The following is a 15,961-nucleotide window of genomic DNA, read 5'->3' on the forward strand; positions in this document are numbered from 1 at the left end:
ACTTAGCGCTCCTCGGAGCGCTATTTATTCAGGGTAATAATCATGACTATTGCTCTGAATAAATAGAAACCACCAATAACCTCCCGGGTGATTCATGCCCCGACAGTATTACCGAAAAAGTTACGCCAAAAGCAGTGGCTTTACACTTCTCGAACTCATCATTGTTATCGTGCTGGTAGGTATCCTTGGCGTGACCGCTTCCTCGCGCTTTTTTGGCGCCAAGAGCATCAGTGCACCTGTATATCGTGACCAACTGATCAGCTCTTTGCGTCTCAGCCAAATGCGCGCTATGCAATCGAGGGATGTTTGTCATCGCTGGCTGCTGGCCGGTAATCAAGCCGGGCAAGTTGATATCGGTATGCCTACTTGTACCAGCAATAGTTTCCCCGTTGGTGGTAATACAGACCAAACGGCGGTGGTTGCCGAAGATAACCTAGCTGTCAGTTTTTCCCTTTCTATCAATGGCAGTCCTATCTTACTTCCTCACTCCCTTGACTTTGACTCCCTGGGCCGGATAAACCAGTGCCGCGAAGGCTGCAGAATCACTATTCAGGGCTCTGACACCCTCTCAATCTGTATTGAAAAAGAGGGGTATATCCATGCGTGCCAGTAAGGGGTTTAGTTTAATCGAATTAATCATTGCCATTGTGCTGATTGGTATTGCTGTTGTGGGGATTTCAGTGAGCCTATTTCCGCAATCGAGGCAAAGTGCTGAGTTAGTACTTGCTTCGCGGGCGGCAGAGCTTGGCCATGCGGTTATGGATGAAGTGATTAGCCGTAAGTTTGATCACAACAGCGGCGAGCTTGGTGGCTTGCCAGTTTGTATCAGCGAAGATCGGGCACTTGTTGATGATGAACGGCCTTGTACGCCTCTTGATGGCTTGGGGCCAGATGGCAATGAGAGTACATGGAGCGAGTTTAATGATGTCGATGACTTTGACGGTAGTCGTGGGAGTGTCGCTGATCTGCTAGGGGAAGAGATCGGTGCCAAGTACCCCAACTACTTTATCGCCATCCGTGTTTTTTATGATGCTGATCTTGATGGTGTTGCCGATGAGGAAAAAGGAGATAGCAAAAGGATTGCGGTACAAATCACCGACCCACAAGGCAATCACTATGACTTTGCGGTTTACCGAGGGAATTTCTGATGAGAATGAAGGGATTTACCTTGATAGAAATGGTGATGGCAATGGTGCTGTTGGGCATTGTTGGTCTGTCGCTATCGGGCATTCTCACCCAGAGCGCCCAAATTTATGTTGAGGGCACAGCACGAGAGCTGACCCTGCAAGAGGGGCGTTTCGTCTCTGAACGGATTGTTCGTGAGCTTCGCCAGGCTGTACCCAACAGTGTTGTCAGTTCGAATGAAGGGCATTGTATCGAGTGGTTGCCTATCAGGGCCGCTGGGATTTATTCGGATTTGCCGATCAAGCCGGAAAAGGAGCTAGAAATTATTCCGGATGGCAATATCAGCAAAGAGCAGAGGGTAGTGATATACCCTGTTTCGGCATCAGACATTTATTCTGCAACAGTGCCAAATGGCGGTACTAATAAGACTGCGGTGATCGCAGAGGATGTCGTGTTTACGCCTTCCCCACAAGAAAATATGGCCTCCCTGAAGCTCAAGGCTGCCACCCTGTTTCCAAGTGCATCGCCAGCCAAACGCTTCTTCATCTTCGACAGTCCTGTTGCCTATTGCCTTGAAGGTAGCGATGTGTGGCGATACAGCAACTATGCCCTGGAGCGAAGCGAGCCGAGCTCTCCTAATTTCACGGGTGGCGAGAAGGTATTAATGGCTCAAAATATCAGTCAATTACAGTTTGACGTCGACCAGGCTTCTTTGGTGCGCAATGGCCTGGTTAAGTTTCACCTTGAATTCAACGCGCGCGGAGAGAAGGTACGTTTTGACCATGATGTCCTCATTGCCAATGCGCCGTAGCCCCGCAATGCGAGGGCAAAAAGGCTCAGCGCTTGTTATGGCGCTATTTATTGTTGTGGTGTTAGGCAGCCTGGCCGTACTTGGCTTGAAGAATATTGAGCGTAGCAGCGACGCCTTGATGCATGAAGTGGTCGGGACAAGGGCGGATATGGCCGCCCGCTCCGGAGCCCAATTAGATATCAGTGCACTGTATCAAACCGAGGATAGTGGTTCATGTCAGCAATCCGAGCCCCAGGAATATCGCTTTACCGGCGAGGGGCTCAATGCCTGTTGGGCAGCGGTGAGTTGCACCGTACTCGGTCAAAACAAAACAGAACAAATAATATATCGCTTGGAAAGCGAGGGCTATTGCCGTGTCGGTGAACAGACGGTTAAGCGCGTCATTGAAGTAGGTTTGATTGGTGATGAAAAAGAAAATGGCTCGAATTGAGGTGATGAAAAAACTATTTGCACTGACGTTGTGTGCTTTTACTGTAATGTTCCCTTCACTGGCGACGGCAAAAAACTATAACTTGAGCAATGGGAAATATCCAACATGTAGCTCTGGAAATTGGCATACTAGTGGCAACTTATTAACTTGTAATGGCTCTGTTGAACTCAATAAAAATGACAAAATCTTTGCTAACTCGCCATATACCATAATGGCCACGGCAGGTTTTAAGCTTCACCAGAATCGTGTTGGTAGCGCTGGTGTTTCAATCAATATCGAAACGACTTACGGAGATATTGAGTTTGTTGACAATGGCTCCAACATTTACGGTTTAGTCTCTACCCAATCCGGTAAAATTTCTGCAGACGGCAAAAACAATAACTTCTATTTTGACCTCTCATCGACAAGCGGTGAAATATCCCTTGAGGGCAATAACAAACTTCATGCCGGGGTGACCTCTAATACGGGTAATATAACCATAACCGATGCCACTGTGACCAATGGTGTTGAAACCAGTGGAACAGTAAAGATATCTAATACGCAAGTGGGTGGAAACGTCACCGGAAATAATGGGATGGAGGTTGATGACTCAACGGTTTCTGGCAATATCTTTGCCGACAATGGTGAGGTTAAGGTTTCTGAAAGTGATATAAACGGCAACATCCATGGTTCAAATGGGGTGGAGTTGGCGGAAGCCGGGGTTGAAGGAATTATCACGGCACCACATGGTAAAGTGGATATTGAAGACAGCTATATTTCAGGGAATGTCAGATCAGACTGTTGCACCGTTACTATTGAAAGTAGTCATCTCATGGATGGTATTTTTGCCCATGGTTCAATTACGGTAGTTGATTCAACTATTACAGGGGAAGTTACGGGGAATAACTCTCTTGTGTTTGACGAAGTCGCGATGCCATCAGGTAATATCACTGCAAATGATATCAAAATTACAGAGAGTCAGATTGGTACCCAGAGTAGCCGAGTGAAAATCGATTCAGCAGACGGGTGGGAGAAAGTGGTTGTTGATGGTGTGACTATTCACGGCGATCTTTATGCTCCTGATTACTCTGTGGTTGAGGTTAATGGCGATAGCAGCATTTTTGGTGTTTGCTTGCCGAAGAGTGATCCGATTGATGCCTGCACGCCATCAGTATCGGGGCCAATTCTGTCATGGCAGATGGATGAACATACCTGGCAGGATGAGACGAATGTTGTTATCGATGCGTCAGGAAATGACTTACACGGTACCGCCTATAACGGTGTTGAACCGGCTGGACTTTCTCCTGCCTTACCGACAGACAACTTTGGCTACGGTACATGTAACTATGGCGAGTTTAACGGGCAAGACCAGTATGTAGAGCTTCAGCATGATGAGAAATTGAGCTTCAGCGATAACTTTACGGTTTCAGCATGGATAAGGCCCACCGCCTATCCAACACAAGCAGAGCAATTAAAAACGATCGTTTCCAAAGACGGTAACTATGAATTCCATTTGAACGCCGATAAGAAAATATATTGGTGGTGGCAGCAGCAGGGTAATAAGTTTGAGCATACGCTTGAAAGCCAAAGTGATATTGAATTAAACCAATGGACGCATATTACTATCCGTTATCAAAAAGCGACGGGCAGTGATAAGACGAGTCAGTGGATCTTCATTAATGGGGTCGAAGATAGCTCCCTGGATATTCACCATAAAGTAGAAACCAACCAACTGCCATTTCAGGTCGGCCAAGATCAAGGGATCAGCACGCGCTTCTTCAAGGGAAGTATTGATGAGGTAAGGGTGTTTAATAGTGCGTTGTCGGACAGTGAAATCGCGGACCTCGCCCGAGAAAGGCACCCTTGTGATGATATCACTATTGATTCAAATATCCGCTATGGACGGGTTCCTACCATATCGTATGAGACAGAAGTAGTTTTCGACCAAGCTTTTCCGGCGGGCACTAAACCATTGGTCTTTCTTTCTCCATCCATTAATGCCGCAACACCAGACCAAGACGGACCGTCCTCGTTGAGATTGCTTGAAGTTAGCAATACCGGATTTAAGGTTCGTCAACTCGAGCCTAGTGCCAATCCTTCATACTATACACCCAGCCAACTGATGGCTGATATCGACTATGTTGCCGCGCTGCCGGGTAAAATTACCTTGTCTAATGGCCAGGAGATGTATGCTGGGACGTTTAAATTGCGTGCTGAGAATACTGATAAAGAGCTGCAAGGCTCCAAAAATGGTAATCCGACAGATCCCCACCGTGGTTGGAAGTCTGTGTTATTTCCCCCTGAGATGTTCGGCCAAAAGCCGACATTAATGTTGGAAATTCAATCAAATAATAACAGCCGTTGGCTAACTGCAGCTGGTAATCAGGTTACGAAGACACGTTTTAAAGCGGCATTGGAGCAGTCAGAGGTTAGAGGGGGAAATGCTGATAACCCTGAAACTGTGGCTTATCTGGCAGCCTTGCCCGGTCACGGCACGTTTGAACTGTTTGGAAAAACTGTAGGCTATGACTTCCAGCATGCACGCTCAGGCAGGAAAGATGGAGTACAAGACTTCGAAACTCGCTGTAATGAAACGACGCCATTCAAGTATCAAGACTTCAACTCTCCGCCTGTAATGGTTGTTGGTAAACTGTCACGGTCTGGGAATAACGGTGGATGGATCCGCCGCTGTCATCGTGACAGCAAAGTAATGAGTATCGTAATGGATGAGGACCAAGACTCAGACGAAGAACGCTCGCACGTGCCAGAGGATGTTTCCTATATGGCGTTTTCTATTGAGCGGGATGAGGCCGAGCCGGACTTTGAGTTTGGTCCGCATCCAGATTCAGCGCTAACCTGTACCCCAGTCGATTTTACCGTCAATGTTGTTGATAAAGATGACGGCACCCCGATCACCGATTTCGTTGGGCAAATTGGCCTAAAAACCAGCTCGGGCAAGGGCGACTGGCGGCTTAAAACTGGTGCAGGTTCGTTTGTGGCCGGTAATCCGGATTCGGGGAATGCCAGTTACCACTATTCGGAATCGGATAAAGGAAGCGCGACGTTTTCACTCGATTACCTCCATGTAGGGACAATCCAGGTCATCTTGACGAGTCCGTCGGGTGAAGAGTTGAAGCAAACCGGCGACATCAATTATCAAGCTGAAGGCTTGGTGCTGGAGCGTAAGTATGGGTTCCCGTATGGCCGGAAAACCGCAATCGCCAACAAACCTTTGGCCTATACCCTGTCGGCGGTTACCGAAGACCCTTCAGCAAAAGGCCAGTGCAAGCCGATAGAATCTTTTGTTGATGAAAAGAAGGTCACTTTCCGTTTTGATTATGAAACAGCGGCTTCCCACAAGGTGCTGCCGACGGTCAACGGCACCAAACTCAATATGAGGGCCGACAAAGACATCACTATGACTTTCAAAGGTGGTGTGGCGGACATGGACTTCAACTATGCCGAAGCGGGGGCTATCAAACTGACGGTCAAACAGGCCGATGATGTGGTGTTGCCGCCGGACGATCCAAGCAAGGACTGGCTGGCGCAAGAGATCATCAATGTCAGCCCTTGGTTGGTTGTATCCAATACCGCCGGAAACCAGAAAGGGACGGCCAGTGATAGCGGTAAAGGCTTCAAGCCGGCTGGTGAAACCTTCCTGGTTTCCTACAAAAGTGTGGTGTGGGACAGCTCGGTGTCCGATGCCAATGGTTGGCCGGTGTCCGATCCCGGTTCATTGTCAGTAACCGAGAACTTTTCGGGTAGCTACCCAGCAAGTATCGGAGTCAGCACCTTTACGCCAAGCAATGGAACCAAAGGGGATCTGGCATTCCCAGCACTGTTGCCATATGCTGCAGGGGTTTCGCCGCAGTCGGTAGAAGCGACCTACAGTGAAGTGGGTAGCCTGAAACCGGGCGGTAGCGCAGCATCTAACTTTTTGGTCTCGGATAACAGCATACCATTTTATACCTATGCCGATATTGGTCGCTTCTACCCTAAGTACCTCGAGGTTTCGCCAATAGCGCATACCAACAACTGCAGTGTCTTTAACTATCTGGGTAAGCCTGATTCAGAGGTGGAATACCGGCTGACTGCGAAAAATGCCCAGGGGAAAACAACCCGAAACTATGCAGCAGGCAAATATGCAGCATTAGCCCAGACCAAGGATTTCGAACTCAACGGCGAGGACGCTGACAGTGGGATCGCACTGAAGGATCAAATTATCCCGAATAAGTCAGCTTATTCATGGCAGCAAGGTGCGACGACGACATCTTGGCAATACGAGGTGAAGAAACTGCCTGATCCGCAGTATCCCTATGAAGATTTAACCCTGAGCTTACAGGGCGAAGGGCCTGATGGTGTACCTTTGTCTCCTTTGAATGAAGCACCGGCTGGAAAACCAGGGGCGTCAGCGACAGCTTCTCAGCTGGCGAGTGGCTTGAAATTTCGCTGGGGCCGGGTGCGTTTGACGGATGCAAGTGGTCCTGAAATCTCTCCGCTGGTATCGCCTGTCTACATCGAGTACTACAGCCTAGTGGGGGCATTTGTTACCAGTGCCACCGACAGGTGTACCGCCTTGGCGTTGGATGACTTTGATTTTCCTGAAGGCAGTAACCCTGCAGCCTTACCCGTAGGGGATGGCACAACGTCGGCGTCATTTGAAAGGTTGGTACAGGGTGAAGGGGCGCTTCACTTTAGTGCTCCGGGTGAGGGTAATCGTGGTGTTGTTACGCCAACACTGAACTTAACCGATGCCGGACTCCCTTGGTTGAGGGTAGATAGGACTGGTGACGGGCAGTTTGATGATGAGGAACAAGCAAAGATTCAGTTCGGGCTTTATCGTGGCAGTGACCGGATCATTTGGTGGCGCGAGAAGCTTGATTGAGTTGTTTTAGTGACAATAGTCGTGATTGGTAGGAAAATTGCGCTAATCATGACTTAACGGGCATTAATACAATGCTCGATTAAATAAAATGCCGATCTGTGGCAGGTTTGACAATCCTTGCCTTGTCTCGATCCGCACCCCTTGATACATTTAGCGCAATTTAACGAATTTGTGAGCTTGCAGGATTAGCCGAAGACTATGTTTAAAAAACTTCGTGGCATGTTTTCTAATGACCTGTCTATTGACTTGGGTACAGCCAATACCCTTATTTATGTCAAAGGACAGGGCATCGTACTGGATGAACCATCAGTAGTAGCGATCCGCCAGGATCGTGCCGGAGCAACTAAGAGTGTGGCCGCAGTCGGTCACGACGCCAAGCAGATGCTGGGCCGTACTCCGGGTAATATCGCGGCAATCCGTCCGATGAAAGACGGTGTTATCGCGGACTTTTACGTTACTGAGAAAATGCTGCAGCATTTTATCAAGCAGGTGCATGACAACAGCCTGCTGCGTCCAAGCCCACGAGTTCTAGTTGCGGTACCTTGCGGCTCTACTCAGGTTGAGCGCCGTGCTATCCGTGAATCGGCACAGGGTGCTGGTGCACGCGAGGTGTACTTGATTGACGAGCCAATGGCGGCTGCGATCGGTGCGGGCATGCCTGTATCTGAAGCAACCGGCTCGATGGTGATCGATATCGGTGGTGGTACCACTGAAGTTGCGGTTATCTCGCTAAACGGTGTGGTTTATTCATCATCAGTGCGTATCGGTGGTGACCGTTTCGACGAAGCAATCATCAACTACGTGCGCCGTAACTACGGCAGCCTGATCGGTGAAGCGACAGCAGAACGCATCAAGCACGAAATCGGCTCGGCTTACCCGGGTGACGAAGTGCGTGAAATCGAAGTTCGAGGCCGTAACTTGGCTGAAGGTGTGCCACGCAGCTTTACCCTGAACTCAAACGAAATCCTAGAAGCGCTGCAAGAGCCGCTGACAGGTATCGTATCGGCAGTAATGGTTGCACTCGAGCAGTGTCCGCCAGAGCTGGCATCGGATATCTCAGAGCGCGGTATGGTACTGACTGGTGGTGGTGCGCTGCTGCGTGACCTAGACCGTCTACTGACCGAAGAAACCGGTATTCCAGTGGTTGTGGCAGAAGAGCCGCTAACTTGTGTTGCCCGTGGTGGCGGTAAGGCACTGGAAATGATCGACATGCACGGTGGCGATCTATTCAGCGAAGAATAATGCCCGTCCGGGCATATCGACAAACAGGTTATAGTGTTACATGAAACCTATCTTTGGCAGGGGCCCCTCCCTGCAACTGCGCCTGTTTCTAGCCATTTTACTGTCGGTTGGCCTTATGCTGGCCGACAGTCGTCTTGACGCCTTTGCCAACGTCCGTTACCTGCTCAACTCGGCCATTTCCCCGTTGCAATACGCAGCTAACCTGCCTCGTGATTTACTCGGTGGCGTATCCGGACAGTTCAGCTCGCACCGGCGTCTGCTGGCAGAAAACAAAGCCTTGCAACGTGATCTGCTGGTTCAGCAGAGCGATGTCTTGCTGCTCGAGCAGCTAAAACAAGAAAACCAGCGCCTGCGTGAGCTATTGGGCTCGCCGTTTGTCCGCGATGAGAAAAAGCTGATCGCCGAGGTGATGGCGGTGGACTCTGATCCCTATAGCCATCAGGTAATGATCGACAAGGGCCGGGTAGACGGTGTCTACGAGGGCCAGCCGGTGATCAATGAGAAGGGGATTGTCGGCCAGGTTGCCTATGTGGGCGCCCATAACAGCCGGGTGCTGCTGCTGATTGACCCAACGCATGCTATCCCGGTTCAGGTGGTGCGCAATGATATTCGGGTAATAGCCTCGGGCAGTGGCCAAATTGATCAGATCCAGCTTGAGCACGTACCGAGCAGTACCGACATCGAAGTGGGTGACTTGCTGGTCAGTTCGGGTTTGGGAGGAAGGTATCCGGAAGGGTATCCGGTCGCCAATGTCACCGAATTTTCGTTCGATAACAAGCGCCCGTTTGCCCAAATCAAGGCAAAGCCAACGGTGCAGTTCGATCGTCTGCGTTACCTGTTGCTGGTATGGCCGACTCCGCGTGAAACCTTGATTGAGGGAGAGTTCAACAGTGGCGAATAGTCGCGCTAACGGCCGAATTTGGATTTGGCTATCGTTTTTGATTGCGCTGATCCTGCAAGCTGCCCCTTGGCCGGGGGAGTTGGAGCCATTCCGCCCGTCATGGGTGGTGCTGGTCGCATTTTACTGGGTGCTGGCTCTGCCGCACCGGGTCAATGTCGGTACCGCATTGATATTGGGTCTGCTGTGGGATTTGATGCTCGGCTCGACGCTGGGTGTGCGGGGGCTGATGATGTCAGTCCTTTGCTATATCGTCGCGCTAAACTTTCAGGTATTGCGTAACCTTTCATTGTGGCAGCAGGCGATGCTGGTGGCCTTGCTGACGCTGGGTGGCAAGCTGGTTGAGTTCTGGGCAGAATACCTAGTTTCCGTGATCACTTTTGATCCGGAAAGGCTATGGGCTGTACTGCTTAACTTCTTGTTATGGCCGTGGTTATTCCTGCTGTTGCGACGGATGCGTCGTAAGCTCTCAATTCGTTAAAATAGTCTCCCAATGGGATCCGTTCAATGCTAGGGTGTAACCAGACACATCGAACGTGCTTGAATGGATCACATTGATTTATCACACAAAACCAAATGAATGATATCATGTCGACACCGCAACTCTATTTGGCCTCGGGCTCGCCACGCCGCAAAGAACTCTTGACCCAACTTGGCTACCAGTTTGAACGGGTCGTCGTGGATGTTGAAGAACAGCACCAGGTGGGTGAATCACCTGCTGATTATGTCCAGCGTTTGTCTGTTGACAAGGCAATGGCGGGCGTTGCAGTCGTCGATGGCAAGGTGCCGGTATTGGGCGCAGATACTATTGTGGTGTCGGGGGATCGTATCTTGGAAAAACCCAAGGATTTTGACGATGCCCGGCAAATGCTTAGCCTGCTGTCAGGCAAGCGCCATCAAGTGATGACCGCGGTAACCGTGGCCAGCGAAGAGCGCTGTGAAACGCGCTTGGTGGTGACCGACGTGTGGTTCAAGACACTGTCAGATAAAGAAATAGAAGACTACTGGCAAAGTGGTGAACCGCAGGATAAAGCAGGAAGCTACGGCATTCAGGGGATCGGCGGCAAGTTCGTCGAACGTATCGATGGCAGTTATTACGCTGTGGTGGGGTTACCTTTGGTGGAAACCGACATCATGGTTCAAGACTTTTTAGATTTATCAATTTAGAGGCAACCATGAGCACAGAGCTGCTAATTAACGTGACCCCGAGTGAAACTCGTGTCGCAATGGTCGAGTCGGGGACCCTGCAGGAAGTCCACATTGAACGCGAATCCAAGCGCGGGATTGTTGGCAATATTTATAAAGGGCGTGTCAGCCGCGTTCTACCGGGAATGCAGGCAGCCTTTGTTGATATCGGCTTGGAAAAAGCAGCGTTCTTGCACGCTTCGGACATTGTTCCGCACACCGAATGTGTGGCGGAGAACGAGAAGCAGCAGTTCCAGGTTCGCGATATTTCTGAGCTGGTTCGCCAGGGGCAGGATTTGGTGGTACAGGTGGTCAAAGATCCGCTGGGTACCAAGGGCGCTCGCCTGACGACGGATGTCACTTTGCCATCTCGCTACTTGGTGTTCATGCCGGGGGCTAGCCATGTTGGCGTTTCGCAGCGTATCGAAAGTGAAGATGAGCGAGAGCGTCTTAAAGCCGTGGTCAATGAATACTGCGATGATCTGGGCGGTTTCATCATCCGTACTGCCGCTGAAGGGGCAACTGATGAAGAAATGGCGCAGGACGCGGCGTTCCTCAAACATCTATGGCGTAAAGTGCTTGAGCGACGTGCCAAGTACAAGCCGAAATCTATGCTTTACGGTGAGCTGGGTCTGGCGCAGCGTATTTTGCGTGATTTTGTTGGCACCGAGCTTGATTGCATTCAGGTTGATTCCCGTTTGGGCTACGAGAAGCTTAAGGAATTTACCGATGAGTTCGTGCCGGAGTTGAGCGACAAGCTGGAATACTATGCCGGTGAGCAGCCAATCTTTGACTTGTTTGATACTGAAAATGAAATTCAGCGCTCGCTGGATCGCAAGGTTGAACTGAAATCAGGTGGTTACCTGATCATCGACCAGACTGAAGCGATGACGACGGTGGATATCAATACCGGTGCCTTTGTTGGCCGCCGCAATCTTGAAGAGACCATCTTCAATACCAATATTGAAGCCACCAAGGCCATTGCTCGTCAGTTACGCCTGCGTAACTTGGGCGGGATCATCATTATCGACTTTATCGATATGGCCCATGACGATCACCGTCGCCGGGTATTGATGGCGCTGGAGCAGGCCTTGTCCTACGATAGGGTTAAGACCAACATCAATGGCTTTACCCAGCTAGGCCTGGTTGAAATGACACGTAAGCGTACCCGCGAGAGCATCGAGCATGTCTTGTGTGATACCTGTCCGACCTGTGAAGGTCGAGGTACCGTGAAAACGGTGGAAAGTGTCTGCTACGAAATTCTTCGTGAGATCACCCGAGTTAACCGTGCCTACGATGCTGACAGGTTTGTCGTATACGTGTCTCCGGCTGTGGCCGAAGCGTTGGCCGGTGATGAATACCATGCCCTTGCCGAGTTGGAAGTCTTCATCGGCAAGCAAGTGAAAATCAAGGCAGAGCCGCTGTACGTACAAGAACAGTTTGATGTCGTGATGATGTAAAGCGGAGCAATAGAGTGACAACAGTTCCAGTTCGACTGGCGCGTGGATTGATGTGGCTGGTACTGACAGTGTTGGTACTGGCCGCTGTTGCGATTAGCGGTCTGCGATTTTATCTTCCCCAGCTCAATGAATACCGTGAGCCGATACGCCAATGGGCTGCCGAGCAAATCGATATGGATCTCGACCTTGAGTTGGTTGAGGGCCATTGGCGCAACTTTGGCCCGTCTCTGGTTCTGCAGGGCGTCAAGGTCAACTTGCCCGGAGCGCCGGAATCGCTGGTCAAGGTCGGCGATGTGTCGATGCAGCTGGATTTGCTGGGCTCGGCATTGAGTCTCAGCCCGGTCTTCCAGGATATCCGTATTGACGAGCTGAGTCTGGACTTGACCCGCCTGTCAGGCACGGAAAGTAGCAATACCGACACCTCTGAGCGTAGCCAGATGGCGACAATCGAACGGCTAGAGGAGCTGCTGTTTGTCCAATTGGGCCAGTTCTCGGTCCGAAATTCCGATATTACCCTGATGTCACCCGCCGATGAAAAGCTGACGGTCGATATCAAGGAGCTCAAGTGGGATACCCATAACCGCCAGCGCCGTGCAGAAGGGATTGTCAGCATTGCTGATACCCATTTCAGCCAGATGCAAGTGATTGCTAACCTCTCAGATAACCGTTCCTGGGCCAAGATGTCCGGTGATATCTATTTGCAGGCGCGTAACCTGTCTGTGACACCATGGCTCAACAAGCAGCATTTGACCGACGCCAATATTACCGGCAGTAACCTCAATGCCGAAGTGTGGCTGACCCTGTCGGGCGGTAAGTTGCAACAGAGCTTGGTCAAGCTTGATGACAGTTTCCTGCGCTGGCAGCTTGGCGAAGACAAGCACCAATTCCGGGTTCGCCAAGGTTTGGTGCAACTTGAGCCGCTGGAAAATAAACATGGTGAGCCGGGCTGGCGTATCGATAGCGATCAGATGGTCTTGGAGACCGATGGCGTGCTTTGGCCGGCATTTGATATCGCGGCAAGCTGGTTACCTGATGACTGGAAATTGGCTGCGAGTAACCTATCTCTTCAGAATCTGCAGCCGTTTGTTACTTTCTTACCGGATGACAGCGAGTTGGTTGACGTGTTATCGACGTTACAGCCTTCTGGCCAGATCAGCGATATCCGCGTGGCTGCTAACGGCAACAATGCGCCTGAGTTTTCTTTCCATGTTAGCCAATTGGGTTTGAAGCAGTGGGAGCTGTTGCCGGGGATCCATAAGTTGGATGCCGTGGTCGCGGGCAACACCCAGGGTGGCCGCGCTATCGTTAACTTGCAAGATGATGAGCTGCCTTATGGCGAGGTCTTTCAGGCCCCTCTCAACATTAAAGCTGCAGATGTGACTGCTTATTGGCAAGTCGGTGAAGACGGCTGGCGCTTGTGGAGCGACAAGATTGATGTGGCGACACCACACCTCAAGGTTGATGGCCAATTCCGCTTGGATTTCCCTGCTGATGCCCCATCGTGGCTGTCATTCTACGGCGAAGCCAGTCTGAATAATGCCGGGGAAACCTGGCGCTATCTACCTACCTTGGCGCTGGGTCGCAGCCTGACCGATTATCTGTCGGCAGCGATCCGCGGCGGACAGGCAGAGTCGGCACAGCTGCTGTGGTACGGTGAGCTATCGGACTTCCCTTACGGTAACCATGACGGGGTGTTCCAGGCGTATGTTCCGCTGCGCCAAGGCAAATTCAGTTTCGATACTGCTTGGCCCGAACTGACCGATCTCAAACTTGATCTGCTGTTTGAAAACGACTTCATGTACCTTGATGCCACGCATGCCAAGACCATGGGAGCAACTGCTTCCAGAGTGACCGGTGATGCAGAGCTTAGCAGTGACGGCCACTTGAAACTGACGGTCGATGTCGCCGCCGAGGGTGATCAGGTTCGTGATTACATGCTGGCGACCCCGCTGGTGGACTCTGTCGGTGCGGCACTGACAACGGTGCAGGTGAGTGGCCCGGTGACCTCTCAGTTTAAGCTCGATATTCCCTTCGATGGTGAAGATGTACGGGCGTGGGGTAGCGCGGAGCTGACTGACAATCAGGTACAACTGGATGCGCCGCCGCTTTTGCTTGAAGGGGCAAGTGGCACCATTAAATTTGATGACGACAAGGTATCGGCCGAGAAAATTACGGCTAACCTATTGGCGCAACCGGTCAATGTCGGCTTTACTGGCAACAGTGTGGCTGAGGGCTACCGGGTCGACGTTGCGCTGGATGGTGATTGGCAAATCGAGACCCTTCAGCAACAGGTTCAAGACCCATTATTGGCCAAAGTGACAGGCCGAAGTCGCTGGCAAGGCACGGTGGGTGTCGATCTCAATGATACCGGTTTTGAATATCAGGTTGGCATTCAGGCCGCGTTGAAAGAGGCAGTGAGCACCTTGCCGTATCCATTGGCACTCAATGCTGGCAGTCCTGATATCTTCAAGCTTGATGTGACGGGCGATGGCCAGTCGTTGGTCGGTAAGGCCAACCTGCCTGGCGTGGCTTATCAGGCCAAGATTAACTTAACTGGCGACAAGCTCAATATCGATGCCAGCCAGATGGCGATAGGCAAAACGGCTCTGCACCCGCTTAAACACGGTGAACACGGGCTGGATATTGTGGCTGACAAAGTCGATGGTGATCGCTGGGTTGATCTGATTTCGGCGGTACACGATAAAGTGGAAGCGGATGCTGCCTCTGGCGGTACATCGGTGAAACCAGATATCCCAGTGCCAAGCCGTATCGAAGCTAATGTACGCCAGATAAAGCTGGCCTCACTGGATTGGAACCGTGCTGTTTTTTCAGCTAAAAACCTTGCCGATACGTGGCAGTTCCATCTTGATAGCCGTGAGGTGAAAGGCCAGGGGCGCTGGCCGAAAGGGCAGCCTTTGGATTTGGCGATAGAGACATTCCACCTCAATTTACCTCAGGTGGATGTAGAAAAGCCGAAACAGAAGTACAAGCCACAGCGAGATATTCCCGCCGCGACTGATTTTGACCGCAGCATGATGGCTAATATGCCTGAGATTGACTTGATGCTGCGTGATGCGTGGTTGCAGGGCTACCGTCTTGGTGAGGTGTCCGGCAAGCTGCGCCGCGAAGGCAATATGCTGGAGTTGCGAAACTTTACCGTCGACTCAGGGGCGACCTCACTGAATCTTGATGGTCACTGGAGTCTCGATGGCGATCGCAGTGAAACCCAGATAGCCTTTGATATTGATGGCCAAAACAGCTCCGACTTGATGGGGCGCTTTGGTATTACTGGCGGGATCCAGGGGGCTAAATTCAGCACCTATGCCTCTATCCAGTGGCAGGGCGCGCCGTGGTCGATGCACCGCGAAACATTGACCGGTGAGCTGAAGTCAGAAACCGGGCAAGGGGTCATCAGCGATATTGGTGGTGCGGGCCGCTTGCTTGGCTTGTTCAGTATTGACTCGTTGATCCGCCGAATGCAGCTTGATTTCTCAGGAATTTTTGATGACGGGCTAGCCTTCAACTACATCCGTGGTAGCGGCAGGATAGAAAATGGCCGGTTTGAGACTGACAATATTAAAATGCAAGCACTTGCCGGTGACATGTTTATCCGCGGAAGTGCTAATCTTGTCAATGAGACAGTTGATGCAAGGGTGAGATTCATTCCTGATTTTACATCAGGCATTCCAGTTCTAACCGCGTTTGCGGTGGCACCTCAAACTGCAATATATGTCTTTGCTATCTCAACGGCACTGTCGCCCGTTCTGGATGTATTTACCCAAGTAAACTATGTGGTGAAAGGGCCGATTGATTCGCCGGTGGTGACCGAGCAGTCGCGCTTCACTGGCGAGTACAATGTCTCAGAGATGCTAAAAGGCAAAGACAAGGAAGCAAAATAACAACAATACCCGCCAAGCTAGCGTATAAGTAGCTTGATAGCGGCAGC

11 protein-coding genes are annotated in these 15,961 nt (G+C 51.0%); all 11 read left to right on the plus strand.

The window, feature by feature from the left end; genetic code table 11:
- The first annotated feature begins 94 nt into the window (after positions 1-94).
- The 11 genes from ACXAD4_RS01510 to ACXAD4_RS01560 all read left to right on the plus strand — a co-directional run bounded on the left by ACXAD4_RS01510 (position 95) and on the right by ACXAD4_RS01560 (position 15,914).
- Positions 95-613: a pilus assembly FimT family protein gene (locus ACXAD4_RS01510; protein WP_475238152.1), complete on the plus strand. Its 519-nt coding sequence runs from the start codon at positions 95-97 to the stop codon at positions 611-613.
- Positions 600-1,148 carry a type IV pilus modification PilV family protein gene (locus tag ACXAD4_RS01515; protein WP_475238155.1) on the plus strand — a complete coding sequence of 183 codons (549 nt, stop codon included), beginning with the start codon at positions 600-602 and terminating at the stop codon, positions 1,146-1,148. The genes ACXAD4_RS01510 and ACXAD4_RS01515 overlap by 14 nt, the downstream gene beginning before the upstream one ends.
- The gene (locus tag ACXAD4_RS01520; protein WP_475238157.1) at positions 1,148-1,936 is read left to right on the plus strand and encodes a PilW family protein; all 789 of its coding nucleotides are present in this window, start codon (positions 1,148-1,150) and stop codon (positions 1,934-1,936) included. The genes ACXAD4_RS01515 and ACXAD4_RS01520 overlap by 1 nt, the downstream gene beginning before the upstream one ends.
- On the plus strand, positions 1,908-2,366 hold the full coding sequence (locus ACXAD4_RS01525; RefSeq protein ID WP_475238159.1) for an MSHA biogenesis protein MshP: 459 nt from the start codon (positions 1,908-1,910) through the stop codon (positions 2,364-2,366). The genes ACXAD4_RS01520 and ACXAD4_RS01525 overlap by 29 nt, the downstream gene beginning before the upstream one ends.
- Positions 2,341-7,230: a DUF6701 domain-containing protein gene (locus ACXAD4_RS01530; protein WP_475238162.1), complete on the plus strand. Its 4,890-nt coding sequence runs from the start codon at positions 2,341-2,343 to the stop codon at positions 7,228-7,230. The genes ACXAD4_RS01525 and ACXAD4_RS01530 overlap by 26 nt, the downstream gene beginning before the upstream one ends.
- A 198-nt stretch (positions 7,231-7,428) precedes the next feature.
- Complete coding sequence (gene mreB, locus ACXAD4_RS01535) at positions 7,429-8,472, plus strand: rod shape-determining protein MreB (RefSeq protein ID WP_039464726.1); 1,044 nt, start codon at positions 7,429-7,431, stop codon at positions 8,470-8,472.
- 40 nt (positions 8,473-8,512) lie between these two features.
- Positions 8,513-9,373, plus strand: a complete 861-nt coding sequence (gene mreC / locus ACXAD4_RS01540) for a rod shape-determining protein MreC (protein WP_475238164.1) — start codon at positions 8,513-8,515, stop codon at positions 9,371-9,373.
- On the plus strand, positions 9,363-9,851 hold the full coding sequence (mreD, locus tag ACXAD4_RS01545; protein WP_317523747.1) for a rod shape-determining protein MreD: 489 nt from the start codon (positions 9,363-9,365) through the stop codon (positions 9,849-9,851). The genes mreC and mreD overlap by 11 nt, the downstream gene beginning before the upstream one ends.
- Positions 9,852-9,958: 107 nt before the next feature.
- Entirely contained in the window at positions 9,959-10,537 is a 579-nt protein-coding gene (locus tag ACXAD4_RS01550; RefSeq protein WP_475238167.1) for a Maf family protein, read from the plus strand.
- Between the two features lie 8 nt (positions 10,538-10,545).
- A complete protein-coding gene (gene rng, locus ACXAD4_RS01555) occupies positions 10,546-12,015 on the plus strand; it encodes a ribonuclease G (RefSeq protein ID WP_317523745.1) in 1,470 nt (489 codons plus the stop codon).
- Between the two features lie 14 nt (positions 12,016-12,029).
- Complete coding sequence (locus tag ACXAD4_RS01560; protein ID WP_475238169.1) at positions 12,030-15,914, plus strand: YhdP family protein; 3,885 nt, start codon at positions 12,030-12,032, stop codon at positions 15,912-15,914.
- The last annotated feature ends 47 nt before the right edge of the window (positions 15,915-15,961 follow it).

This window comes from Photobacterium sp. AWH4_225 (assembly GCF_056158405.1).